This is a genomic window from Modestobacter sp. L9-4, assembly GCF_019112525.1.
In the GTDB taxonomy this organism is placed as follows: Bacteria; Actinomycetota; Actinomycetes; order Mycobacteriales; family Geodermatophilaceae; genus Modestobacter.
The window spans coordinates 583,858-608,658 of record NZ_CP077800.1 but is presented as its reverse complement, the minus strand read 5'-3'; the positions used below and the strand labels follow the sequence as shown (position 1 = coordinate 608,658).

Annotated in this window: 17 protein-coding genes and 1 riboswitch; of the genes, 2 read left to right on the top strand and 15 right to left on the bottom strand. The window is 73.2% G+C overall.

Translation table 11 applies throughout. From position 1 onward, the window contains the following. Positions 1-30: 30 nt before the first annotated feature. The 10 genes from KUM42_RS02865 to KUM42_RS02820 all read right to left on the bottom strand — a co-directional run bounded on the left by KUM42_RS02865 (position 31) and on the right by KUM42_RS02820 (position 11,505). A complete protein-coding gene (locus KUM42_RS02865; protein WP_237494816.1) occupies positions 31-906 on the bottom strand; it encodes a xanthine dehydrogenase family protein subunit M in 876 nt (291 codons plus the stop codon). After that, positions 903-2,372 (bottom strand): uracil-xanthine permease family protein, encoded by a 1,470-nt coding sequence (locus tag KUM42_RS02860; RefSeq protein WP_237494815.1) that lies wholly within the window; start codon positions 2,370-2,372, stop codon positions 903-905. The genes KUM42_RS02865 and KUM42_RS02860 overlap by 4 nt, the downstream gene beginning before the upstream one ends. A 310-nt stretch (positions 2,373-2,682) precedes the next feature. After that, a complete protein-coding gene (locus tag KUM42_RS02855; protein WP_237494814.1) occupies positions 2,683-3,786 on the bottom strand; it encodes a ring-opening amidohydrolase in 1,104 nt (367 codons plus the stop codon). Between the two features lie 211 nt (positions 3,787-3,997). Next, positions 3,998-5,119, bottom strand: a complete 1,122-nt coding sequence (locus tag KUM42_RS02850) for an XdhC/CoxI family protein (RefSeq protein WP_237494813.1) — start codon at positions 5,117-5,119, stop codon at positions 3,998-4,000. After that, positions 5,116-6,309: a VWA domain-containing protein gene (locus KUM42_RS02845; protein WP_237494812.1), complete on the bottom strand. Its 1,194-nt coding sequence runs from the start codon at positions 6,307-6,309 to the stop codon at positions 5,116-5,118. Before KUM42_RS02845 ends, KUM42_RS02850 begins: the two co-directional genes overlap by 4 nt. Before the next feature lie 67 nt (positions 6,310-6,376). Further along, on the bottom strand, positions 6,377-7,258 hold the full coding sequence (locus tag KUM42_RS02840) for a MoxR family ATPase (protein ID WP_237494811.1): 882 nt from the start codon (positions 7,256-7,258) through the stop codon (positions 6,377-6,379). Between the two features lie 78 nt (positions 7,259-7,336). Then, positions 7,337-7,672 (bottom strand): cupin domain-containing protein, encoded by a 336-nt coding sequence (locus tag KUM42_RS02835; protein ID WP_237494810.1) that lies wholly within the window; start codon positions 7,670-7,672, stop codon positions 7,337-7,339. A 63-nt stretch (positions 7,673-7,735) separates the two neighbouring features. After that, positions 7,736-8,803: a non-homologous end-joining DNA ligase gene (gene ligD, locus KUM42_RS02830; RefSeq protein ID WP_237494809.1), complete on the bottom strand. Its 1,068-nt coding sequence runs from the start codon at positions 8,801-8,803 to the stop codon at positions 7,736-7,738. Between the two features lie 28 nt (positions 8,804-8,831). Further along, the gene (locus KUM42_RS02825; protein ID WP_237494808.1) at positions 8,832-10,379 is read right to left on the bottom strand and encodes an alpha/beta hydrolase; all 1,548 of its coding nucleotides are present in this window, start codon (positions 10,377-10,379) and stop codon (positions 8,832-8,834) included. Between the two features lie 52 nt (positions 10,380-10,431). After that, complete coding sequence (locus KUM42_RS02820) at positions 10,432-11,505, bottom strand: ATP-dependent DNA ligase (protein ID WP_237494807.1); 1,074 nt, start codon at positions 11,503-11,505, stop codon at positions 10,432-10,434. Between the two features lie 152 nt (positions 11,506-11,657). Here KUM42_RS02820 and KUM42_RS02815 point away from each other — a divergent pair, with 152 nt between their 5' ends. Then, positions 11,658-13,802, top strand: a complete 2,145-nt coding sequence (locus KUM42_RS02815; protein WP_237494806.1) for an MMPL family transporter — start codon at positions 11,658-11,660, stop codon at positions 13,800-13,802. A 12-nt stretch (positions 13,803-13,814) separates the two neighbouring features. Here KUM42_RS02815 and KUM42_RS02810 read toward each other — a convergent pair whose 3' ends face one another. The 5 genes from KUM42_RS02810 to glgX all read right to left on the bottom strand — a co-directional run bounded on the left by KUM42_RS02810 (position 13,815) and on the right by glgX (position 22,226). Further along, the gene (locus KUM42_RS02810) at positions 13,815-14,546 is read right to left on the bottom strand and encodes a dihydrofolate reductase family protein (RefSeq protein WP_237494805.1); all 732 of its coding nucleotides are present in this window, start codon (positions 14,544-14,546) and stop codon (positions 13,815-13,817) included. Between the two features lie 3 nt (positions 14,547-14,549). Further along, positions 14,550-16,307 carry a malto-oligosyltrehalose trehalohydrolase gene (gene treZ, locus KUM42_RS02805; protein ID WP_237494804.1) on the bottom strand — a complete coding sequence of 586 codons (1,758 nt, stop codon included), beginning with the start codon at positions 16,305-16,307 and terminating at the stop codon, positions 14,550-14,552. Positions 16,308-16,486: 179 nt separating this feature from the next. Then, positions 16,487-17,245 carry a transglycosylase family protein gene (locus tag KUM42_RS20225; protein ID WP_304610738.1) on the bottom strand — a complete coding sequence of 253 codons (759 nt, stop codon included), beginning with the start codon at positions 17,243-17,245 and terminating at the stop codon, positions 16,487-16,489. Between the two features lie 3 nt (positions 17,246-17,248). Then, positions 17,249-17,410: riboswitch (cyclic di-AMP (ydaO/yuaA leader) on the bottom strand. 383 nt (positions 17,411-17,793) lie between these two features. Then, positions 17,794-20,121: a malto-oligosyltrehalose synthase gene (treY, locus tag KUM42_RS02790; RefSeq protein WP_237494803.1), complete on the bottom strand. Its 2,328-nt coding sequence runs from the start codon at positions 20,119-20,121 to the stop codon at positions 17,794-17,796. Next, on the bottom strand, positions 20,118-22,226 hold the full coding sequence (gene glgX, locus KUM42_RS02785; RefSeq protein WP_237494802.1) for a glycogen debranching protein GlgX: 2,109 nt from the start codon (positions 22,224-22,226) through the stop codon (positions 20,118-20,120). Before glgX ends, treY begins: the two co-directional genes overlap by 4 nt. Positions 22,227-22,662: 436 nt before the next feature. Between glgX and uvrB the strand changes: the two genes are divergently transcribed. Then, positions 22,663-24,780 carry an excinuclease ABC subunit UvrB gene (gene uvrB, locus KUM42_RS02780; RefSeq protein WP_237494801.1) on the top strand — a complete coding sequence of 706 codons (2,118 nt, stop codon included), beginning with the start codon at positions 22,663-22,665 and terminating at the stop codon, positions 24,778-24,780. Positions 24,781-24,801 lie beyond the last annotated feature (21 nt).

Below are 24,801 nucleotides of genomic sequence, written 5' to 3'. Positions count from 1 at the left end.
GTGCGGGCCGTGCCCGGCGCGGCGCGGGTGTCACGCCGACCGCTCCAGCGCCTCGGCCGCCGCCGAGGCCAGGGTGCGTGCGGTGAGGGCGCCGACCAGCAGCCGGCGGTAGTCGGCGCTGGCGTGCAGGTCGCCGTCCGGGTCGACCAGCCCCTGGGCCATCGCGCCGGCGGCGGTCCAGTCGGCCGTGTCGACCGGTCGGCCGGCCACGGCGTCGGTCAGGTCGTGCACCTCGGGCACCAGCCCGACGGATATGTAGGCGGCCCGGGCCGAGGTCACCCGCCGGTCCTCGTCCAGGGTCACCACGACGCCGGCCCCGCAGACGGCGTAGTCGCCCTTGCGGCGGGACACCTCGGCGAACGCGGTGCCCGACCGGGGCGCCAGCGCGGGGAAGAAGGCCGAGGTGACCACGGCCGGGCCGTGCACCGAGGTCTCCAGCGGGCCGAGGAAGAACTCCGCCCAGTCCACCGACGACGAGCCGTCGGGCATGGCCACGGTCACCGAGCCGCCGGTGAGCGCCAGCACGGCGGTCATCTCCCCGGAGGGGTCGGCGTGGGCGATGGAGCCGACCGTCGTCCCGCGGTTGCGGATGGCCGGGTGCGCGACGTTGGCCGTCGCCCGGGCCAGCAGCGGCTGGACGGCGCTCGCCTCGGCCGACCTGAGCAGCTCGGCGTGCCGCACCAGGGCGCCCACCCGGACCCCGTCCTCCCCGGCCTCGATGCGGTCGAGGCCGGGGACCCGGTTGATGTCGACCAGGGTGGTCGGTGCGGCGAGCCGCATGTTCAGCAGCGGCAGCAGCGACTGGCCTCCGGCCAGCACCTTGGCGCCCTCTCCCTCCTCCGACAGGACCGCGAGCGCCTCGTCGAGGCTGCGCGGGTCGGCGTAGCTGAAGGGGGCCGGCTTCACCTGCCGACCGTGCCCTCTCCGGTCGTCCCCCGACGGCCCACCTGGTCCATCGAGGAGGGGTCGGGACTTCCGTGCCGGCCGAACTGGTCGGCCAGCGGCTCGCTGCTGCCGTAGGGCCCGGCCTCGGCCAGCAGCGCGGTGCGCATCTCGGCCGGGGCCAGGACGCGGGCCAGGTGCCAGCCGGCGACCGCCACGATCGACCCGAGCGAGATGCCGCCGAGCGAGTAGTTCTCGCTGAACACCAGCTGGACGTTGCCGATGCCGATGATGATCCCGGCGGCCAGCGGCACCAGGTTGATCGGGTTGGCGAAGTCGACCCGGTTCTCCTTCCAGATCTTCACGCCGAGCAGGCCGATCATCCCGTAGAGGATCACGGTGATCCCGCCGAGGACGCCGCCGGGCACGGCGTTGACCAGGGCGCCGAACTTCGGGCACAGGCCGAGCAGCAGCGCGACGACGGCGGCGACGTAGTAGGCCGCGGTCGAGTAGATCCGGGTGGCGGCCATGACGCCGATGTTCTCCGCGTACGTGGTCGTCGGGGAGCCGCCGACCGAGGTGGCGACGACGGTGGCGAGACCGTCGGCGAAGACCGCCCGGCCCATCACCGGGTCCAGGTCCCGCTTGGTCATCGCCGCGACCGCCTTCACGTGGCCGGCGTTCTCCGCGACCAGGGCGATGACGGCCGGCAGCACCAGCAGGCTGAAGTTCACCGAGAACGAGGGCGCGGTGAAGGTCGGCAGGCCGATCCAGTCCGCGGTGCCGACCCCGGAGAGGTCCAGCCGGTCGTGCGTGGTGGCCTCCGTGGCACCGCCGAGGACCGAGGTGATCGGCCCGGCCGTGGCGTCCAGCAGCGCGGACAGCAGGTACCCGAAGACCAGCCCGAGCAGGATCGAGATGCGGGCCCAGAAGCCGCGCAGCAGCAGCGAGGCGACGATGACGAAGGCCATCGTGGCCAGACCGACCCACTGGTCCTGGGGCCAGTAGGTGTTGGCCACCACCGGGGCGAGGTTGAAGCCGATGATCAGGACGACGGCGCCGGTGACCGCCGGGGGGAGCACGGCGTTGACCATCCGCGGCCCGAGCGCGCTGATCAGCACGCCGACCAGGGCCAGGACGATGCCCGAGACCAGGATCGCGCCCAGCACGTCGCCGGAGTCGCCCCCGCTGGCCCGGATGGCCACGACGCCGCCGACGAAGGCGGCGCTGGTGCCCAGGTAGCTGGGCACCCTGCCCTGCACGACCAGCAGGAAGATGATCGTGGCGATCCCGCTCATCATGATCGCCAGGTTCGCGTCCAGGCCCATGATCAGCGGGAAGACGAACGTCGCGCCGAACATCGACACGACGTGCTGGGCGCCGATGCCGATGGTGCGCGGCCACGACAGCCGCTCGTCCGGCGCGACCGCCCCGTCCACCGGCGGGGTCTTGCCGCCCTCGTAGAGCTTCCAGCCCAGTCCCAACGCCACAAGGTCCTCCTCGACAGGTGCGACACCGGACTCGACACCTGGGGTCCCGGAGCTCGCTGCAGGCAGGTCCTGGGCGCGTTCCGGGGGCGTCGATCGCCGCACCCGGAAGGTGTCACAGCTCACGTTACGACGGAAGTACCTCAGTGCTAAATCTTCTCGCTTTTTCCGGCGGCGTGCGTCCGCGGGGACACGTCCCGGACACGCGGGCCGGGACGTGCCGCGCGACCCCGGCCGGCGGGGTGGGGACGGCCGGGACCCGCCCGCGCGGCTGAGCCGTGCGGGCGGGTCCGGTGCCGGACGTGCGGAGGGGTCAGGCCGTGATGATCGCGGCGACCGGGCCGCCACCGGAGGGGCCCTGGTGCACCGCGGCCACGGACACGAACACGGCCGGGTCGCCGGTGACCGCCGCGGCCACCCCGCCCACGGTGGCCTTGATCTGCCGGTGCCAGAAGACGTCGGAGTCGTCCAGCATCGCGTTGCGCCGGCCGCGCACGTAGCCGGTCGGGTCGGCCTCGCACTTGAGGAAGACGTTGACCAGCCGGTCGCCCAGGTCGCTGGTGTGCGGCCGCTCGGGCAGGTCCAGCCCCGCGTTGCGGATGGCGGTCCAGATGCCGTCGGAGTCCAGCGCGTCGGTCATGACCGAGTGGCCGATCCGGTAGGCGCCGCCGTGCCCGCGGGCGTTGCCGACGACGATGATCTGCGCCCGGTCCAGCTCCACGCCGGAGGAGCAGGAGGCGACCGCGCTGAAGAGGGAGAAGTCGCGCATCACCTGCTTCTGCTCCGGCATCTCGATCTCCCCGAGGGCGAGGGCGATGCCCAGTGCCGTCGTCCCGTTGGAGAGGTCCATCGAGCCGTGCGGCTCGTCGTAGTAGGTCTCCTGGCCGCGGGCGTGCGCGTCCCGGATGGTCTCGATGGTCAGCAGCGGCGTCTTGGTCTGCACGTAGTGGACGTCGGCCGGGTCGGTGATGCCGGCCTCGGCCATCGCCCGCCGCACGCCCTCGGCGACCTTCTCGACCATGGTGAGCCGGCCGATGTCCTCGGGCAGCAGCGTCTCGCTCATCGCGAAGCCCACGGTCAGCCGCGGCTCGTCGGTCTTCTCGACCGAGTCCTCGGGCAGGGTGGCGAAGATCGTGGCGTGCGGGCTGATCACGCCGTCCGTGCCACCGGACCACACGATCGGGATCTGGCCGACCTCCTCGGCCGAGCGGCTGCCCTTGGCCAGCAGCACCTCGCGGAACGCGCGGTCGGCGATGATCCGCGTGTAGTCGTTGACGCCGCCGTTGCCCTCGGTCTTGCCGATGACGGCGACCACCCGGTCGGCCTCCATGACGCCGGTGTCGATCAGCGCGGCGAGCTCGGAGGCGTCGCTGACGTTGTGCAGGGGGACCTTGCGGACCTCGATCGGTGCGGGCATGGCGATCTCCAGGGGGTGAGGTGGATCGATCGGGCTGCGGTCGCCGACGACGCGGTGGCGTCGTCGTGGTGCGTCGTCGTGGTGCGTCGTCGTGGTGCGTCGTCGTGGTGCGTCGTCGTGGGGCGCCGGCCGCGGTGCTCCCGCCGCAGGCGACCTCGTCGAGACCCTAGCCCCGATTCCCTTAGCAGTGAACTACTTGTCGTGGCGCCCGTCACCTGTCGGCGGTGCGGTGGACGGGCCCGGCACCGCCGGTCAGCCGGTCCCCGGACCCGCCCCAGCGGGCGGCGACGATCTCCGCGGCGATGGAGACCGCCGTCTCCTCCGGTGTGCGGGCGCCGAGGTCCAGGCCGATCGGTGAGGACAGCCGGGACAGCTCGGTCTCGGTCAGCCCCGCCTCCCGCAGCCGCTCCAGCCGCTCGTCCGACGTCCGCCGGGAGCCCATCGCGCCGACGTAGGCCACCGGCAGCCGCAGTGCGACCTCCAGCAGCGGGACGTCGAACTTCGGGTCGTGGGTGAGCACGCAGAGCACGGTGCGCTCGTCGATGCGCCCGGCGTCGGCCTCGGCCTGCAGGTACCGGTGCGGCCAGTCCACGACCACCTCGTCGGCGTCGGGGAAGCGGCGGGTGGTGGCGAACACCGGGCGGGCGTCGCACACGGTGACCCGGTGGCCGAGGAAGGACCCCACCCGGGCGACGGCCGCGGCGAAGTCGATGGCCCCGAAGACGACCATCCGGGCCGGCGGGGCGTAGGAGGCGACGAACAGCGTCAGCTCGTCCCCGCGCCGCTCGCCGTCGACGCCGTAGGCCAACGTGGCGGTGCGGCCGGCGGCCAGCATGCCCCGCGCGTCGTCGGCGACGGCGTCGTCCAGGTGCTGCTCGCCGAAGCCGCCGGCGCGGCGGTCGGGCCACAGCACCATCCGCCGGCCCAGCCGGCCGGCCGGGCCGCGGACGCAGGTGACGACGGCGACCGGCTCGTGCGCGGCGACCGAGGCCGCCACGTCCCCGAGCTCGGGGAAGGTCTCCTGCGACACGGCCTCCACGAACACGTCCAGGACGCCGCCGCAGGTCAGGCCCACGGCGAACGCGTCGTCGTCGCTCACGCCGTAGCGCTGCAGGACCGGCGTCCCGGTGCCGACGACGTCGGTCGCCTGCTCGTAGACCGCGCCCTCGACGCAGCCGCCGGACACGCTGCCCACCGCGGTCCCGCCCGGACCGACCAGCATCGCGGCCCCGGCGGGCCGGGGGGCCGAGCGCCACGTATCCACGACGGTGCCCACCCCCACGGTCTCCCCGGCCCGCCACCAGGCGAGGAGGTCCTCGAGGACGTCCCTCATCCGACTGCTCCTCTCCGGTGCCGCGCGGGGGACGGGGTCCCCTCGCGGTCATCCTGCAGCAGGTGGCCGGGGGCCCGCCGCGGGCGGGCGGGCGGAGCCGGGACCCGCTCGATCACCCCGACCAGCTCCTCGAACGCGGCCATGCTGTGCCCGGACACGAAGGCGTCCACGCTCGGCAGTGCCGCGACCATGCCGGCGGCGAGCGGCTCGTAGCCGGGCCGCCCCTTGTGCGGGTTGACCCAGACGACCGCGTGGGCCAGCCGCCGCAGCCGGGCCATCTGCTCGCCCAGCAGCTCGGCCCCGCCCCGCTCCCAGCCGTCGCTGCACACCACGACCACCGCGCCGCGGGCGGTGCCCCGCTGCCCCCACCGGTCCAGGAACGCCTTCAGCACCTCGCCGATCCGGGTGCCGCCGGACCAGTCGGGGATCGCCTGCCCGCTGGCGGCCAGCGCCCGGTCGGGGTCGCGCAGCCGCAGCTCACGGGTGACCCGGGTCAGCCGGGTGCCGATGGTGAACACCTCGGTGGTGGACGGCCGCGCCCGGACGGCGGCGTGCGCGAACCGCAGCAGCGCGTCGGCGTAGGGGGTCATCGAGCCGGAGACGTCGACCAGCAGGACCACCCGGCGCGGTCGCGGGCGGGCCCGGTGGCGCACCAGCCGGGTGACCTCCCCGCCGTCGCGCAGGGCCGCGCGCACGGTCCGCCCGACGTGCACCGGGCCGTGCGGGGCCGGTCGCCGGCGCCGGGAGGGCCGCATCGGGGCGGCCGGGGCGAGCAGGGCGAACAGCCGCCGCAGCTGGGTGCGCTCGGCGGCGGTGAGCTCGCCGACGTCCCGGTGGCGCAGCGCCTCCGCGCCGCTGGCCCGGGTGGCGAGGTCGTCGGGCTCCTCGCCGTCCGGTGTGCCCGCGCCGGTGTCCAGCGGCGCGGAGCGCAGCACCCGCGGCCGCGCGGCCGGGACGGCCGGGCGGGCACGCGGGACCACGCCGCCGAACCAGGCGGGGAAGGCGGCGTCGTAGCGGTCCAGGTCGTCGGGGCTGCCGCACAGGGTCAGCCGGCCGGCCCAGTAGACGGCGGCCGGGTCGAGCACGTCGAGGTGCGCGACGGCGTCGAGCATCGCCGCCACCCGGTCGGGGGAGGCCGCGACCCCCGCGTGCCGCAGCGTGCGGGCGAACCCGAGCACGCTCGTGACCACGTCCCGCTCGGCCCTGTCCCGAGACCCGCCGCGGGCCGACGAGCGGTGCGGAGGACGGGGTCCTCCGTCAGCCGGCACCGAACAGCACCCCCGGGCCCGCAGCGCGGACCCGCTCGCCGTCCTCGCGGTACTTCAGCACCGCCCCCAGCGTGCGGGCCGCGGTGTCGGGGTCCAGCTCCCGGGCACCCAGGGCGTGCAGTGCGCTCGCCCAGTCCATCGCCTCGGCGACACCGGGGGGCTTGAGCAGGTCCAGCGCGCGCAGCCGGGCGGTGGCGGAGGCGACCTGGCGGGCGAGGGTCTCGGTGACCTCCGGCAGCCGGCGGCGCAGGATCGCCACCTCGCGGGTGAAGTCCGGGTGCTCGAGCCAGTGGTACAGGCACCGGCGCTTGAGCGCGTCGTGCACCTCGCGGGTGCGGTTGGAGGTGAGCAGCACCAGCGGCGGCGTCTGCGCCCGCACGGTCCCGAGCTCGGGGATGGTGATGGTGAAGTCGCTGAGCATCTCGAGCAGGAACGCCTCGAACTCGTCGTCGGCCCGGTCGACCTCGTCGATGAGCAGCACCGCCGGGGAGTCCTCCAGCGCCTGCAGCAGGGGACGGGCGAGCAGGAAGCGGCGGTCGTACAGGCCGGCCTCGAGCTCCGCCGGGTCGGTGGCGGTGCCGGCGGCCTCGGCGGCGCGCAGGTGCAGCAGCTGGCGGCCGAAGTCCCAGTCATAGAGGGCGGAGCTGGCCTCGAGCCCCTCGTAGCACTGCAGCCGGTACAGCGGCCGGCCGGTGACCTCGGCCAGCGCGTGGGCCAGTGCGGTCTTCCCGACGCCGGCCTCGCCTTCGAGGAACAGCGGGCGGTGCAGGGCCAGCGCCAGGTACGCCGCCGTCGCCAGGCCCTCGTCGGGCAGGTAGCCGGTCGCCTCCAGCGCGGCGGCGACGGCGGCGGGGTCGGTGAGCTGGTTCACAGCCGGAGCATCCCACCGCCCCGCGGCGGTCCACCGCCGGGGGAGCAGGCCGGCACCGGGCCGGCCTGCCCGCGCCGGTCAGAGCCGGGTCTGTGCCGGCGGCGACGTCGCCTCGACCGCCGTGAGCGCCTCGACCACCCGGTAGCTGTGCTCGGCGCCGCGCGGCACCGCCCAGGAGTCACCCGGGCCCAGGTCGAGCACGGTCGTGCCGAGGGTGAGCTCGACCCGACCGGACACGACGTAGCCGACCGTCTCGTAGTCGCGGGCGACCGGCGGCTCGGCCTCGCCCGGCTGCTGGTCGTCCCACAGCCGCAGCGCCACGGTGTCCGTGCCGGCCAGGAACCGCTGACCCATCGGGCCGGTCCGGGCGTCGTCCTTGCTCACGGTGTCAGGGGTGTTCTCGTCGGTGGCCATGACCGGGGTCTACCCGCGCAGCGCGCACGACACCTGCGTGGCGCAGCGCCGTCCGGCCACCGGTCAGTCGTCCTCCGCCGGCACCTTCCGCGCCCGGCTGGGCTGCACGCGCATCGGCTCGCCCGGCATCTTCGGGTAGTCGGGGGGATAGGGCATCTCGCCCAGGCCCAGGTCGCGCTCCTGACGGTCGGCCAGCTCGACCAGCGGCGTCAGGTCGTAGGCGTGGTCGGCGAGCCCGGCGTGCTTGTCCCCGACGGCGGCGAAGCGGGCCGGCATGGTGAGGACGTCGAAGTCGAACGGCGTGACGTCGGGCAGCTCGTCCCAGTCGACCGGGGCGCTCACCGGGGCGTGCGACCTCGCCCGGATCGAGTAGGCGCTGGCGATCGTGCGGTCCCGGGCCATCTGGTTGTAGTCGATGAAGATCTTCTCGCCGCGCTCCTCCTTCCACCAGTTCATGGTCACGCGGTCGGGGATGCGCCGCTCCAGCTCGCGGCCGAAGGCGATCACCGCCCGGCGCACCTCGGGGAAGGTCCAGCGCGGCAGGATCGGCACGTAGACGTGCACCCCGCGCCCGCCGGAGGTCTTCGGCCAGCCCTCCATGCCGAACTCGTGCAGCAGCTCCCGCACGTGCGGGGCGACCCAGACGGCGTCGGAGAAGTCGGTGCCCGGCTGGGGGTCCAGGTCGATGCGGATCTGGTCGGGCGCCTCGACGTCGGCCTTCGTCACCGGCCACGGGTGGAAGGTCAGCGTGCCCAGGTTCGCGCACCACGCGACGACGGCGACGGAGTCCGGCGCGATCTCGTCGGCGGTGCGGCCGCTGGGGAAGGTGATGTGCGCGGTCTGCACCCACTCCGGGGCGTTCTTGGGCACCCGCTTCTGGTAGAACGCGTCGCCGGTGTTGTCCATCCGGGTCGACAGCCGCGCGCCCTCGAACACCCCGCCGGGCCAGCGCTCCAGCGTCGTCGGCCGGTCGCGCAGCGCGAACAGGATGCCCTCGCCGACGGAGACGAAGTAGTTCACGACGTCGATCTTGCGGACGCCCTTGTCGCCGAAGTAGGGCTTCTCCGGGCTGCTGACCCGCACCTCGTGCCCGTCGAGGGTCAGGACGACGGCGTCCTTGCTGCTGGCCATGCGGCTCCGATCGGTCGGGCGGGTGGCGTCAGGCGGGGCAGGTGGTCCCCTCGGCCGGGACGACCAGGTCGACCAGGTAGGCGTCCACCGCCGCCGTCACGCAGTCGGTCTTGGGATAGGCAGTGTGCCCGTTGCCCTCCCAGGTGAGGAGGGTGCCGCTCGCCAGGCCCGCGGCCATGTCCTCTGCGCCGGCCAGCGGGGTGACCGGGTCGCCCTTGGTGCCGACGACCAGGATCGGCGCGCTGCCGGCGGCGTCGCGGGCGGGCAGTGGCGTGCGGGGTGCCTGCCACGGCGAGCAGGTGTAGAGCCCCAGCGCGGCGTCGGCGCCGAACAGCGGGTACTTCGTGTTCCAGTCGGCCAGCACGGTGCGCACCTGGTCGGCGGTGAACCGCTCGTCGGTGTCGGCGCAGGTCACGGCCACGTTGGCGTCGACGACGTTGGTGTAGGTGCCGTCGTCGTTGCGCCCGGTGTATGTGTCGGCGAGGGTGAGGATGCCGGCGGCGTCACCGTTGCGGGCGGCGGCCAGCGACTGGGCCAGCTGCGGCCAGGCGCTCGGCTGGTAGAGCGCGGACCGGATCCCGTTGAGCACCAGCCCGGGGGTGGCCTGCCGGGTCTCCCCGGCGCGGGTGCTCGGGACCGGGGTGGTGGCGGCCTGGGTCAGCAGGTCGGTGACGAAGGCGCGCGGGTCGCCGCCGATCGGGCAGCCGGCGAGCAGCCCGGTGCAGTTGGCGGCGAACGCGTCGAAGGCGGCCTCGAAGCCCTGTGCCTGCTGCTCGGCGAACTCCTGACCGCCTGCGTCGGGGTCGACCGCGCCGTCGAGCACCAGCGCCCGCACCCGCGCGGGGAACAGCTCCGCGTAGGTCGAGCCGAGCGTCGTCCCGTAGGAGTACCCGAGGAAGGTCAGCTGCTCGTCGCCGAGGGACTCCCGCACCAGGTCCATGTCGCGGGCACTGTCGACGGTGTCGAAGGCGCCGAGGGCGTCCTTGTACTTGTCCGCGCAACCGGCGGCGACCGCGTCGACCTGGGCGAAGGCGGTGTCCAGCGCGGCGGCGTCGGCGGTGCGCGGGTCGACGGAGAACAGCTGGTCCTTCTGCTGGTCGGAGATGCACTCGACCGGGGTCGACAGACCCGCGCCGCGGGGGTCGAGGCCGACGACGTCGAAGCGGCGCAGCACGTCCTCGGGCAGGGTGAGGGCCGACTGCACCGCCGCGTCGGTGGCCGACTGGCCCGGGCCGCCGGGGTTGACCAGGAGCGAGCCGATCCGGTCGGTCTGCCCGGCCAGCGTGGCGCGCACCAGGAACAGGTCCAGCGGGCCGCCGGCGGGGTCGTCGTAGCTGGCCGGCACGGTCGTCGTCCCGCACGAGAAGGCGATGTCGCGGTCGGCGCCGGGCCGCCCGGCGATGATCGTGTCGATGTCGGCGTCGCAGTCGGTCCACTGGACAGGCTGGGCGACCGGCGCGGCCGGCGCCGCCGACGACGAGGCGGCCGTGGCCGTGTCGTCCCCTCCGGAGGTGCACCCGGTGAGGGTGAGGGCGAGCAGGACGACGGCGGCGGCCAGGCGGCGGTGTCCGGTCATGATCACCCCAGGGTAGGAGCCGGAGCTGTGCCGGGCAGCCACGCCCCGCGCCTCAGCCGCCCAGCACCTCGGCGAGGTCGTAGTGCACCGGCACCTCCAGCTGCTCGTACGTGCAGGACCGGGCGTCGCGGTCGGGACGCCACCGCTGGAACTGCCCGGTGTGCCGCAGCCGGCTGCCTTCCAGCTGGTCGTAGCGGATCTCCACCACCAGCTCCGGACGCAGCGGCACCCACGACAGGTCCTTGCCGGCGTTCCAGCGGCTGGTCGCCCCGGGCATCCGGTGCTCGCCGTCCTCGCCGGTGACCGCGTTGGCCCAGTCCTGCCACGGGTGCCCGTCGAGGGCCTGCGCCCGGTAGGGGGCCAGCTCCTCGACCAGCTCGCCGCGCCGCTTGGTGGTGAAGGACGCCGCGACGCCGATGTGCTGCAGCGTGCCGTCGTCGTCGTAGAGGCCGAGCAGCAGCGAGCCGACGATGGGCCCGCTCTTGTGCCAGCGGAACCCGGCGACCACGCAGTCGGCCGTGCGCACGTGCTTGACCTTGGCCAGCACCCGCTGGTCGGGGGAGTAGGGCTGGTCACCACGCTTGGCGATCACCCCGTCCAGGCCCGCGCCCTCGAACTCGCGGAACCAGCGCTGCCCCACCGCGGGGTCGGCGGTGACGGTGCTGACGTACACCGGCGCCCGCACCCCGGCCAGCGCCTCGCGCAGCCGCAGCTGGCGCTGGGCGTACGGGGCGTCCATCAGCGACTCGTCGCCCAGTGCGAGCAGGTCGAAGGCGACGAAGGACGCCGGGGTCTCCGCGGCCAGCTTCGCCACCCGGGACGCCGCGGGGTGGATGCGCTGGAGCAGCGACTCGAAGTCCAGCCGGTCCCCGCGCGGGACGACGATCTCGCCGTCGACGACGCACCGTTCGGGCAGGTGCTCCAGGGCGGCGGCGACCACCTCGGGGAAGTAGCGGGTGAGCGGGCGCTCGTTGCGGCTGCCCAGCTCCACCTCGTCGCCGTCGCGGAAGACGATGCAGCGGAACCCGTCCCACTTCGGCTCGTAGAACCAGTCCTCGCCCACCGGCAGGGTGGCCGCGGGCTTGGCGAGCATCGGCTTGACCGGGGGGTTCACGGGCAGGTCCATGGCGTCAGTCAAGCAGTTCCCCGGCGTGGCGCGGGCGTGCCCGCGGACGGCGCGGCCGGGAGCGCCCCGTGCGGCCGCCGGGACCGCTAGCGTCGCCGGCGCACGGGGGGAGCGCTCTCATCGCCCGTCCCCGGCTGCCCAAGGAGCCACCCGTGGAGTCCCTCGCCCGGTTCGTCATCCGCCACCGGCTGTTCGTCGTCCTCGGCTGGCTGGTGCTCATGGTCGCCGGCGGCTCGGTCGCCGGCACGGTCACCGACCGCCTCACCTTCGACTTCTCGCTGCCCGGCCAGCCCGGGTACGAGGCGGAGGAGCAGCTCATCGCCACCTTCGGCGCGAGCACCGCCGACACCCTGGTGCCGGTGCTGACCGTGCCCGAGGGCAGCACCGTGACCGAGCGGGCCGCGGACGTCGCCGGCGTGTACGACGCGGTCCGTGCCGCGCTGCCGCAGGCGCGGGTCGTCGACCTGGCCAGCACCGGGGACGCCCGGTTCGTCACCGATGACGGCCGGAGCACGTTCGCCCTGGTGCAGGCGCCGCTGCCCCAGGGGTTCGGGCCCGGCATCGAGACACAGCTGCAGCCGGTGTTCGAGCAGGCCGCCGCGGCCGCCGGGCTGGACACCGGGCTGACCTCCTACGTGCTGCTGGCCGCCGGTGGGGAGACCGAGGGCCCCAGCGTGCTGGTCGAGACGCTGTTCGGCGCGGTCGGTGCGCTCGCCGTGCTGCTGTTCGTCTTCGCGTCGTTCCTGGCGCTGGTGCCGCTGCTCATCGCGGCGGTGTCGATCCTGACCACGTTCCTGCTCGTGCTGGGGCTGACCTACCTGACCGACGTCAGCTTCGTGGTGCAGTTCCTCATCGCGCTGGTCGGGCTGGGGGTGGCGATCGACTACTCGCTGCTGCTGGTGTCGCGCTGGCGGGAGGAGCGGGCGCACGGGCACACCAACGACGAGGCGGTGGTGATCGCCGCCCGCACCGCCGGGCACGCGGTGCTGGCCTCCGGGGTGACGGTGGCGATCAGCCTGCTGGCGCTGATCGTCGTCCCGGTGCCGTTCCTGCGGAGCATGGGCCTGGGCGGGATGCTCATCCCGCTGGTCAGCGTGGCCGTCGTGCTCACGCTGCTCCCGGCGCTGCTGTCCAAGATCGGTCCCCGGGTCGACTGGCCGCGGATCCGGCACGACGCGGTGGCCGCACGGGGCTGGACGGCGTGGGCGCGGCTGATCGTGCGGCGCCGCTGGGTGGCCGCGGGCGTGGCGCTGGTGGTGCTCGGACTGGTCATCGCGCCGGTGTTCGGGCTGAAGATCGGGCAGGCGAACACCGGGTCGCTGGCGCGCAGCGGGCCGTCCTTCGACGCGCTGCAGACCCTCGAGGCCGGCGGGGTCGGCAGCGGCGTGCTCACCCCCATCGCGCTGCTGGTGCCCGACGACCAGGCGCGGACGGCCGCCGACGCGGCGGCGGGGGTGGACGGCGTCCGGATGGCGGTGCCGGGCGGCAGCCGGAACGGCACGACGGTCGTCGACGTGGTGCCGGAGCAGGAGACGGTCGACAGCGCGAGCAACCAGGTGGTCGACGACGTCCGCACGGCGGTCGAGGGTGCGACCGGCGGCGAGGTGGGCGTCGCCGGCACCGGTGCGATCGTGCAGGACTACTTCCGGGCCGTGTACGACAACTTCCCGTACGTGCTGGCGCTGATCGCGCTGATCACCTTCGTGCTGCTGGTGCGCACGTTCCGGTCGGTGCTGCTGCCGGTCAAGGCGGTGCTGCTCAACCTGGTCTCGCTGGCCGCGGTGTTCGGCGCGGTGACGTTCTTCTGGCAGGAGGGCCACGGCTCCGACGCCCTGTTCGGGGTCTCACCGACCGGCGCGATCACCTTCTGGCTGCCGGTGATCATCTTCGCGTTCCTGTTCGGCCTGTCGATGGACTACGAGGTCTTCATCCTCGCCCGCATGCGGGAGGAGTACGACGACACCGGCAGCACGTCGGCGGCGGTGGTCACCGGGCTGGGCCGCACCGGCCGGCTGGTCACCTCCGCCGCGCTGATCCTGTTCTTCTCCTTCGCCGCGTTGGCGTCCTCACCCGGCGTCGACATCAAGGTGCTCGGGACGGCGCTGGGCGTCGGCATCCTCATCGACGCGACGCTGGTGCGGGCGCTGCTGGTGCCGGCGCTGGTCAGCCTGTTCGGCAAGTGGAACTGGTGGCTGCCCGCCGGCCTGGCGCGGGTGCTGCGGGTCGAGCCGTCACCGCTGCGCGACGAGCGCCCGGTGCCGGTGCCGGCCGAGGAACGCCCGTTCGCCCAGGCCTGAGCCGTGCGCCCGTCAGCTGCCCAGGGCGTACCGGGTGAACAGCACGTCGTCCTCGGTCAGCACCTGCGTCAGCCGCCCGCCCGCGGGCACGGGCAGGGGAGTGGGCAGCAGACCGGACCCGCCGCCCACCAGCAGCGGGGCGATCGACAGGTCCAGCTCGTCGACCACCCCGGCGGCCAGCGCGGCGGCGAACAGCGCCGGACCGCCCTCGCACAGCACCTGCGCCAGGCCACGGTCGGCGAGGCCGTCCAGCGCGGTGGGCAGGTCGACGTCGTCGTCCCCGCAGACCAGCACCACGACCCCGGCCGCGGCCAGGGCGGCGAGCCGGTCGGGGTCGGCGGCCGCGCAGGTCACCAGCAGGGTGGGGACGACGGCGTCGGTGACGAGCTGGTCCTCCGGTGACAGCGACGCCCGCCGCGACACCACCGCGATCGGGGCCACCGGCGGCCGGTCGAGCGCGGTCCGCAGCCGCCCGACCGCGGAGTCGGGGAGCACCGGGCGGTAGCCCTCCGCGGCCGCCGTCCCGGCCCCGACCAGCACGACGTCGGTCAGCGCGCGCAGCACCTGGAACACCCGGCGGTCACCGGGGGAGCCGAGCCCGCCGCTGCGCCCGTCGACGCGGATCGCGCCGTCGAGCGCAGCGACGAAGTTGACCCGCAGGTGCCGCCCGGCGGGGAGCCGGTAGGCCCCAGCCAGCTCGGCGTCGCCGTCGAGCGGGCCGGGGTCGGGCAGCAGTCGCCGCACGGGTCAGCGGCGGGTGGACAGCACCGCGGCGCTCTCCGCCGGCATGGTCACCACGCCGCCGTCGAGGGTCGGCATCTCGCCACTGGCGAACAGCACCTCGTCGGCGTCGACGTCCAGGTCGATCTCGCGCGGCTGGCCGGAGAGGTTGGCCACCACCCGCAGCGACCCGCGGCGCACCACCAGCCAGCGGTCGGCGTCGTCCCAGCTGACCGCCACGGCGTCCAGGTCGGGGTCGACCAGGTCCGGGTGCGCCCGGCGCAGCGCGATCAGCGCCTTGTGCACCGCGAGCACGTGCGCGTGCGGCTCCTCGGCGACCTCGGCCCAGTCCAGCTTGGACCGGGTGAAGGTCTCCGGGTCCTGCGGGTCGGGGACGACGTCGGCGTCCCAGCCGTGCTCGGCGAACTCACCGATCCGGCCCTCGGCGGTGGCCTTGCCCAGCTCGGGCTCGGGGTGGCTGGTGAAGAACTGCCACGGCGTCGAGGCGCCCCACTCCTCGCCCATGAAGATCATCGGCGTGAACGGGCTGGTGAGCACCAGCGTCGCGCCGACACCGAGCAGGCCGGGGGAGAGGGTCGCGGAGATCCGGTCCCCGACCGCGCGGTTGCCGATCTGGTCGTGGTCCTGCAGGTAGCCCACGAACTTCCAGCCCGGCAGCGCCTTGGTGTCGACCGGGCGGCCGTGGTGGCGGCGACGGAAGCTGGACCAGTCGCCGGCGTGGAAGTAGGCACCGGTGAGCACCTTGGCCAGCCCGCCCAGACCGCCGGCGGCGAAATCGGCGTAGTAGCCCTGCGCCTCGCCGGTCAGCTGGGTGTGCAGCGAGTGGTGGAAGTCGTCGCTCCACTGCGCGTCCAGGCCCTTGCCGCCGGCGACGCGCGGCGTGACCATGCCCGGGTCGTTGAGGTCGCTCTCGGCGATCAGCGTCAGCGGGCGGCCCTCGGCGACGGAGAGCTTCTCCACCTCGGTGGCCATCTCCTCGAGCACGTGGGTGGCCCGCTCGTCGACGAGGGCGTGCACGGCGTCGAGCCGCAGCCCGTCGACGTGCATGTCCCGCAGCCACATCAGGGCGTTGTCGATGATGTAGCGGCGCACCTCGTCGGAGTCGGGGCCGGCCAGGTTGATCGAGTTGCCCCAGCTGTTCGCCCCGCCCTCGGCGAAGATCGGGAAGAACTCGGGCAGGTAGTTGCCCGAGGGCCCGAGGTGGTTGTAGACGACGTCCTGGATGACGCCGATGCCGCGCTGGTGGCAGGCGTCGACGAGGCGCTGGTAGCCGGCCGGACCGCCGTAGCTCTCCTGGACCGCGTACCAGGCGACGCCGTCGTAGCCCCAGTTGTGCGTGCCGTTGAAGCCGTTGACCGGCAGCAGCTCGACGAAGTCGACACCGAGGTCGACCAGGTGGTCGAGGTTGCGGATCACGGCGTCGAAGGTGCCCTCGCGGGTGAAGGTGCCCACGTGCAGCTCGTAGACGACGCCGCCGGCGAGCGGGCGCCCGGTCCAGGCGCCGTCGCCCCAGCTGTACGCGGCGGGGTCGAAGCGGCGGGACAGCCCGTGCACGCCGTCGGGCTGCCGGCGGGAGCGCGGGTCGGGGCGCGCGGGCTCGGTGTCGTCGAGCAGGAAGCCGTAGTCGGACTCGGGCTCGGCCGGTGCGGTCACGCGCCACCAGCCGGCGTCGTCCCGCTGCATGTCGTGCACCTGCCCGTCGAGGGAGAGGCGGACCCGCTCGGGGAGCGGAGCCCAGACGGAGAACTCGACGGGCTGGGGCATGGAGGACCTCCGGGCGGTGGTGCGGGGGGAGTGGGAGAGCGGATCGATCATGCCCGCCCAGGCGGCTGGCGAACCGTCGCACCCGTCACCCGCCCCGGGACGGCGAACGGCCGGGCACCCCCACGCTGGGGTGCCCGGCCGTTCGTGCCGTGCGGGTCCGGGGCGAGCCCCGGGGTGGATCAGACGGCGAGCAGCTGACCGACGAAGATCAGGTTCGGGTTGCTGACGATGCCGCGGTTCTTGGCGTACAGCGACTGCCAGCTGGTGCCGTTGGCGGCCGCGATCTTGTTCAGGGTGTCGCCCGGCTTCACCGTGTAGTTGCCGGCTGCGGTCGCGGCCGGCGCCTGACGGGTGGAGCGGGTGGCGGCCGTGGTCTCCCGCGCGGCGGCAGCCTTGGCGGCAGCCTTGGGAGCAGCGGCCTTCGGCGCCGGGGCGGCCTTGGGGGCAGCGGCCTTCGGCGCCGGGGCGGCCTTGGGAGCGGCGGCCTTCGGAGCCGGGGCGGCGGCCTGGGGGGCGGCCTTCGGAGCCGGGGCGGCCTTCTGCTCGGCCGGGACGGCGGTGCTGCCGCCGGTCAGGCGCTTGCCGCAGGTCGGCCATGCGCCGACACCCTGGCCGGCGAGGACCTTCTCGGCCACGGCGATCTGCTCACCGGCGGAGGCCTGGTCGGCGCGCGGGGCGTAGGCGGTGCCGCCGTAGGCGGCCCAGGTGCCCTGGTTGAACTGCAGGCCGCCGTAGTAGCCGTTGCCGGTGTTGATGCTCCAGTTGCCGCCGGACTCGCAGGCAGCGACGCCGCTCCAGTCGTGCTCGGCGGCGGATGCCGTCGCCGTCCCGATGCCGACGGTGGCACCGAGGCCGACAGCGGCGGCCCCGACGGTGACCACACCGCCGCGCAGGACGCGACGAGCGAGGGCGTGACGGGGCTGAGAGTGCTTGGACATGCGTGTTCCTCCGATCACCGCCTGCGAGGTGAGCTGTCGGGTTCGGGCGATCGGTGCCCGGCCGCAGATCTGCGGCTTCACCCCGTAGACGCGCGGCGCTGGATGGGCGGCGCGTCGGATGTGGGTCCCCCGCCCCCGTCCGGAAGGGTCTGGTTGAGGTCACCGGCGGACGGGGCTGAGCGGTCCGGTGCCGCGCTCGGCCAGGAAGGCCCGAACGCGAGGACGACGGTAGGTGGACAACTGCCAACTGGCGAGCGGCGTGTCGCGGATCGACGGCGCGTCGCGGCGGAAATGTGACGACATGCGCACCGTCCAACGCCCTCCGAGACCATTTCGTTACGCACTGTCGACAGGTCGACCTGTCGACACACCGGTGGGAACACGGGTTGACACCGGGGTCCGCACCACCGGTCGGGGGTGGGTGCCCGACCGTCCACGACCGGTGGTGCCGCCACCAGGGGGACGTCAGGACGCACACCGGCCCCCTCGACCGGGTGGTCGAGGGGGCCGGTGACGCCCTGTGCCCGGAGGGACCGCAGGACCGTGCGTCAGTCGCGGACGAGCAGCGCCACAGGGAGGGCGGACAGCAGCTCGGACAGCTGCACCCCGGAGGCGTCGGAGACGACCCGGGCGCCGGTCAGCAGGTCCCGCCACGCGCCCGTGGGCAGCGGCAGGGTCGTGTCGCCCCAGCCGGTCTCCGCCAGGTGGGCCGGCAGCCGGGTGGCGACGGTGACGACGCCACCGCGGTCGAAGGCCACCACGTGGTCGGCCGCCGTGCCGCTGGCCGTCACCGGGGCGTACCCGGCGAAGGCCTCCGGGTGGTCACGGCGGTGCCGCAGGGCGCGGGAGACCACCAGCAGCTTGGCCGCACCGGTCTCGTCGACCTCGGGCACCCAGCCGCCGTCCAGCCGGGCGAGCAGCTCGCGGCGCTGGTCGTAGTCGACCGGACGGCGGTTGTCCGGGTCGACCAGGGAGAAGTCCCACAGCTCGGTGCCCTGGTAGACGTCGGGCACCCCGGCGATGGTCAGCTGCAGCAGCTTCTGGGACAGCGAGTTGCTGTACCCCAGCGGTGCGATCCGCTGCACGAACGCGGTGATCTCGGCGTTCGTGGTGGCGTCGTCGAAGGCGGCGTCGACCAGCGCGTGCAGCTGGTCCTCGAACTCCTGCACCGGGTTGGTCCAGGTGGTCGAGGTGCCGGCCTCACGGGCCGCCTTCTCCACGTAGGCGTGCGCCCGCTCCCTCGACAGCGGCCACGCACCGATGAGGTTCTGCCACACCAGGTGCGCCAGTGAGGCGTCGGCCAGCGGGTGCCGGGCGATGAGGCCCCGCACCAGCTGCGCCCACTCCTCGGGCAGCTCGGCCAGCACGGCCAGGCGGCTGCGCACGTCCTCGCTGCGCTTGGTGTCGTGCGTCGACAGCGTGGTCATCGACGCCGGGCGGCGCTCCGCGCGGCGCTGCTGCGCCTCGTGGAAGGTGGCGACCGTCGTCCCGAACTCGGCCGGGTCACCGCCGACCTCGTTGAGCATGACGAACCGCGCCCACCGGTAGTAGGCGCTGTCCTCCACGCCCTTGGCCATGACCGGGCCCGAGGTCTGCTCGAACCGGGTGGCCAGCTCGGTGCCGGCGCTGCCCAGCAGCGGGTGCAGGGCGTCGACGGCGGCGGCGAGCTCCGGCCGGCGGGCCTTGACCGCCGCCACCGTCTCGTCCAGGTACGGGCGGCCGTCGGGCAGGTAGCTGCGGTAGACCGGGAAGCTGGCCAGCAGCTCGGCCAGGCCCTCGGTCACCTGGTCGGCCGGCACACCGGTCAGGTCGCCGACGATGCGCTGCAGCCGGGCCACCTCCGAGCCGAGCATGCCGTCGGTGACCTCGCGCTTGCAGTCGTGGACCAGCTGGGCGTAGTCGACCGGGTGCCCGGCCAGCTCGCTGTCCAGGGCGGTGAACGCCGCCTCGCCGGCCGGGTCCACCAGCACCTCGTCGACCTCGGACAGCGCGTCGTAGCCCGTCGTCCCGGCGGTCTTCCAGGAGTCGGGCATCTCCTCGCCCGGCTCCAGGATCTTCTCCACGACGGTCCACCGGTCGCCGGTGGCGTCGGCGAGGCGGTCCAGGTAGCCCTTGGGGTCGGCCAGGCCGTCGGGGTGGTCGATCCGCAGTGCGTCGACCGAGCCGTTCTCCACCAGCTGCACGATCAGCGCGTGGGTGGCCCGGAAGACCTCCGGGTCCTCCACCCGCAGGCCGGCGAGGGTGTTGATGGCGAAGAACCGGCGGTAGTTGAGCTGGTCGTCCGCGCGGCGCCAGTCGACCAGCTCGTAGTGCTGCCGGCCGTGCACCTCCTGCGGGGTGCCGTGCTCGGTGCCCGGGGCGATGGGGAAGCGGTTGTCGTAGTACCGCAGCTCCCCGTCGACCACCTCCAGCGCGGAGACGTCGTCGGCACTGCCCAGGGTCGGGATGCGGATCTTCCCGCCCCCGAAGTCCCAGTCGATGTCGAAGGCGTCGGCGTGCGCGCTGTCGCGGCCGTGCTGCAGCACGTCCCACCACCAGCCGGACTCGTGCGCGTCGGCCACGCCCATGTGGTTGGGGACGAGGTCCAGCACCAGACCGAGGCCGTGCTCGTGGAGCTGCGCGACGAACCGGTCGAAGCCGGCCTGCCCGCCGCGCGGCTCGTCGATGTGCGCGTGGTCGGTGGTGTCGTACCCGTGCGTGCTCCCCGCCGCCGAACGCAGCAGCGGCGAGGAGTACGCGTGGGTGACGCCCAGGTCGGCCAGGTAGCCGGCCACCGCCGCGGCGTCGTCGAGGGTGAAGTCGGCGGTCACCTGCAGCCGGTAGGTGCCCGCGGGCACCGAACGCCGCCGGTTCGCGTCGGTGGCCGGCCCGGTCACGCCTGGGCCTGCAGGACGACGGTGGCGCGGGCGGCGACGGTGAGGGTCTCGCCGGCCTTGACGGTCACCGGCTCGACCTCCTCCAGCTCCGCGGTGTCGGCCACGACGGTCCAGCCGGCGGCGTAGTCGTCGCTGGGCATGGTGAACTCGATCGGCTCGTGGTGGGCGTTGAAGGCCAGCACGAAGCAGTCGTCGACCAGGTCCTCGCCGCGCTCGTCGGTCTCGCGGATGCCGTGGCCGTTGAGGTACATGGCCATCGACTTCGCGTAGCCGGCGTCCCAGTCCTCGTCGCTCATCAGCTCACCGGCCGGGGTCAGCCAGGCGATGTCCTGGACGGGGTCGCCCTCCTCGCGGCGCACCGGGCGACCGTGGAAGAACCGCCGGCGGCGGAACGTCGGGTGGTCGGTGCGCAGCTTGGTGACCAGCTTGGTGAACTCGAGGAGGCCCTCGTCGATGTTCTCCCAGTCGATCCAGGTGATCTCGTCGTCCTGGCAGTAGCCGTTGTTGTTGCCGCCCTGGGTGCGGCCCAGCTCGTCACCGTGCAGCAGCATCGGCACGCCCTGGCTCAGCATCAGCGTGGCGATGAAGTTGCGCCGCTGCTGCGCCCGCAGCGCGAGGATCTCCGGGTCGTCGGTCTCGCCCTCGACGCCACCGTTCCAGCTGCGGTTGTGGCTCTCGCCGTCGTTGTTGTCCTCGCCGTTGGCCTCGTTGTGCTTCTCGTTGTAGGACACGAGGTCGTTGAGGGTGAAGCCGTCGTGGGCGGTGACGAAGTTGATGCTCGCCACGGGGCGGCGGCCCGAGCCCTGGTAGAGGTCGGCCGAGCCGGAGATGCGCGCGGCGAACTCGCCGATCGTGGCGTCCTCGCCCCGCCAGAAGTCGCGGACGGTGTCGCGGTACTTGCCGTTCCACTCCGTCCACAGCGCGGGGAAGTTGCCGACCTGGTAGCCGCCGTCACCGATGTCCCAGGGCTCGGCGATGAGCTTGACCTGGCTGACGATCGGGTCCTGGTGGACCAGGTCGAAGAACGCCGACAGGCGGTCGACCTCGTGGAACTGGCGGGCCAGGGAGGAGGCGAGGTCGAAGCGGAAGCCGTCGACGTGCATCTCGGTGACCCAGTAGCGCAGCGAGTCCATGATCAGCTGCAGCGACTGCGGGGTCGCGACGTTCAGCGAGTTCCCGGTGCCGGTGGTGTCCATGTAGTACTGCTTGTCGTCCTCGACCAGGCGGTAGTACGCCGCGTTGTCGATGCCGCGGAAGGACAGCGTCGGGCCCATGTGGTTGCCCTCGGCGGTGTGGTTGTAGACCACGTCGAGGATGACCTCGATGCCCGCCTCGTGCAGGGCGCGGACCATGCCCTTGAACTCCTGCACCTGCTGGCCGTCGGTGTTCTGCGCGTACTCGTCGTGCGGGGCGAAGAAGCCGATCGTGTTGTAGCCCCAGTAGTTGCGCAGGCCCTTCTGCAGCAAGGTGTCGTCCTGCACGAACTGGTGCACCGGCATGAGCTCGATGGCGGTGATGCCCAGGTCGGTGAGGTGCTCGATGACCGCCGGGTGCGCGACGCCGGCGTAGGTGCCGCGGAGGTCCTCGGGCACCCGGGGGTGGGTCATGGTCAGGCCCTTGACGTGGGCCTCGTAGATGACCGTCTTGTTGTACGGGGTGCGCGGGGGACGGTCGACGCCCCAGTCGAAGAATGGGTTGACCACGACGGACTTCGGCATGTGCGCCGCGGAGTCGTCGTCGTTCGGCGAGCCGTCCTCGAAGCGGTAGCCGAAGACCGACTCGTCCCAGTCGATCTGGCCGTCGATGGCCTTGGCGTAGGGGTCCAGCAGCAGCTTGTTCGGGTTGCAGCGGTGGCCCTGCGCGGGGTCGTTCGGCCCGTGCACGCGGAAGCCGTAGCGCTGGCCGGGCTGGATGCCGGGGAGGAAGGCGTGCCAGACGTAGGCGTCCATCTCGGGGAGGCGGACGCGCTCCTCGTTGCCCTGCTCGTCGAACAGGCACAGCTCGACCTTCTCGGCCACCTCGCTGAAGATCGCGAAGTTGGTGCCGGTGCCGTCGTACGTGGCACCGAGGGGGTAAGCGGAACCGGGCCACACCTGGGTGGTCATGGGCTGTGTTTCCTCCTGCGCTGGGTGGCCCCGGTGATCGGGGCCGGGGACCGCGCGGTCGCGGTCCGGTGGGGTCGCGCAGCGCATGCCCGCCCGGGGCCCTCCGCACACCTGGGGTGATCAACGACATGACGGCGGCCGACGGGCGCCGGGCGGCCGGGCCCGGACACGACGACGCCCTCCGTGACGGGGTCACGGAGGGCGTCGCACGCAGTGCCGAGGACGTCGGTGCCACCGACCTCGCCCGCGTACGGGTGGCGCTGGTGGGCACCGTCTGTTCGTCCTGCGGGGAGCACGGTAGGGGGCCGGGTGCCGGGGGGACAAGTCGGCGCGGCCGTGTCGCGCGCGGGCGGCACACCACCCGTCCCAGGCGCAGCAGGAGCGCGCGTGCGCGACGGCGGGCGTTGTGTCGGAGGGTCGTCGTACCGTCGACGCCGTGACCGCATCAACCGAGCTCCGGCCCACGAAGGGCCGGTTCCGCGTCGTCAGCGAGTTCCAGCCCTCGGGCGACCAGCCCACCGCGATCAAGGCCCTCGCGGAGCGGGTGAACGCCGGGGAGACCGACACCGTGCTGCTGGGCGCGACCGGTACGGGCAAGTCGGCCACCACGGCCTGGCTGATCGAGCAGGTGCAGCGGCCCACCCTGGTGATGGCGCCGAACAAGACCCTCGCCGCGCAGCTGGCCAACGAGTTCAAGGAGCTGCTGCCCGACGCCGCCGTCGAGTACTTCGTCTCCTACTACGACTACTACCAGCCCGAGGCCTACGTCCCGCAGACGGACACCTACATCGAGAAGGACTCCTCGGTGAACGAGGAGGTGGAGCGGCTGCGGCACTCGGCGACCAACAGCCTGCTCACCCGCCGCGACGTCATCGTGGTCTCGACGGTCTCTTGCATCTACGGCCTGGGCACGCCGCAGGAGTACGTCGAGCGCGCGCTCAAGGTCAAGGTGGGGGAGCAGCGGTCCCAGGAGGAGCTGCTGCGCACCCTGGTCACCGAGCAGTACACCCGCAACGACCTCGCCTTCACCCGCGGCACGTTCCGGGTGCGGGGCGACACGATCGAGATCTTCCCCGTGTACGAGGAGCTCGCCTGCCGGATCGAGATGTTCGGCGACGAGATCGAGCGGCTGTACTACCTGCACCCGCTCACCGGTGAGGTCGTGCGCGAGGTCGACGAGCTGTTCGTGTTCCCGGCCACGCACTACGTCGCGGGCCCGGAGCGCATGGAGCGGGCGATCGGCAACATCGAGGCCGAGCTGGAGCAGCGGCTGGCCGAGCTGGACAAGCAGGGCAAGCTGCTGGAGTCCCAGCGGCTGCGCATGCGCACCACCTACGACATCGAGATGATGCGCCAGGTCGGGTTCTGCTCGGGCATCGAGAACTACTCCCGGCACATCGACGGCCGCGCCCCCGGTTCGGCCGGCGCCTGCCTGATCGACTACTTCCCCGACGACTTCCTGCTCGTCATCGACGAGTCGCACGTGACGGTGCCGCAGATCGGCGGCATGTACGAGGGCGACATGAGCCGCAAGCGCACGCTGGTCGAGCACGGCTTCCGGCTGCCCTCCGCGATGGACAACCGCCCGCTGAAGTGGGAGGAGTTCACCGACCGGATCCACCAGAGCGTCTACCTGTCCGCGACGCCCGGGCACTACGAGCTGGGCAAGGTCCAGGGCGACGTCGTCGAGCAGGTCATCCGCCCGACCGGCCTGGTCGACCCGCAGGTGGTCGTCAAGCCCACCAAGGGCCAGATCGACGACCTGGTGCACGAGATCCGGGTCCGCACCGAGAAGGACGAGCGGATCCTGGTCACCACGCTGACCAAGAAGATGTCCGAGGACCTCACCGACTACCTGCTCGAGCTCGGGATCAAGGTGCGGTACCTGCACTCCGAGGTCGACACCCTGCGCCGGGTGGAGCTGCTGCGGGAGCTGCGGCAGGGCGAGTACGACGTGCTGGTCGGGATCAACCTGCTGCGCGAGGGGCTCGACCTGCCCGAGGTCTCGCTGGTGGCGATCCTCGACGCGGACAAGGAGGGCTTCCTCCGCTCGGCGACCTCGCTGATCCAGACCATCGGGCGGGCGGCACGCAACGTCTCCGGCGAGGTGCACATGTACGCCGACAAGATCACCCCGTCCATGGCCCAGGCCATCGACGAGACGACCCGGCGCCGTGAGCGGCAGGTCGCCTACAACCTCGAGCACGGGATCGACCCCACGCCGCTGCGCAAGAAGATCGTCGACATCCTCGACGGCATCTACCAGGCCGCGGAGGACACCGAGGGCACCACCGAGCTGCTGGGTGGCTCGGGCCGGCAGCAGTCGCGGGGCAAGTCGCCGGTTCCCGGGCTGTCGTCGAAGAGCCGCGCCAAGGCCGGGTCGATCGACGTCCAGGGCCTGCCGCGCAACGAGCTGGCCGACATGATCACGAACATGAACGAGCAGATGCTCGCCGCCGCGCGGGAGCTGCAGTTCGAGGTCGCGGCCCGCCTGCGCGACGAGCTCAACGAGCTCAAGCGGGAGCTGCGCCAGTTCGACGCCGCGCACGCCTGAGGTGACGTCCCCACCATCCGG

Coding starts and splice junctions, on each gene's coding strand:
- KUM42_RS02835 (WP_237494810.1), bottom strand. CDS start 7,672: ATGGCCACCGACGAGAACACCCCTGACACCGTGAGCAAGGACGACGCC.
- KUM42_RS02850 (WP_237494813.1), bottom strand. CDS start 5,119: ATGAGGGACGTCCTCGAGGACCTCCTCGCCTGGTGGCGGGCCGGGGAG.
- KUM42_RS02825 (WP_237494808.1), bottom strand. CDS start 10,379: ATGACCGGACACCGCCGCCTGGCCGCCGCCGTCGTCCTGCTCGCCCTC.
- KUM42_RS02820 (WP_237494807.1), bottom strand. CDS start 11,505: ATGGACCTGCCCGTGAACCCCCCGGTCAAGCCGATGCTCGCCAAGCCC.
- ligD (WP_237494809.1), bottom strand. CDS start 8,803: ATGGCCAGCAGCAAGGACGCCGTCGTCCTGACCCTCGACGGGCACGAG.
- KUM42_RS20225 (WP_304610738.1), bottom strand. CDS start 17,245: ATGTCCAAGCACTCTCAGCCCCGTCACGCCCTCGCTCGTCGCGTCCTG.
- glgX (WP_237494802.1), bottom strand. CDS start 22,226: ATGACCACCCAGGTGTGGCCCGGTTCCGCTTACCCCCTCGGTGCCACG.
- treZ (WP_237494804.1), bottom strand. CDS start 16,307: ATGCCCCAGCCCGTCGAGTTCTCCGTCTGGGCTCCGCTCCCCGAGCGG.
- KUM42_RS02855 (WP_237494814.1), bottom strand. CDS start 3,786: ATGCCCGCACCGATCGAGGTCCGCAAGGTCCCCCTGCACAACGTCAGC.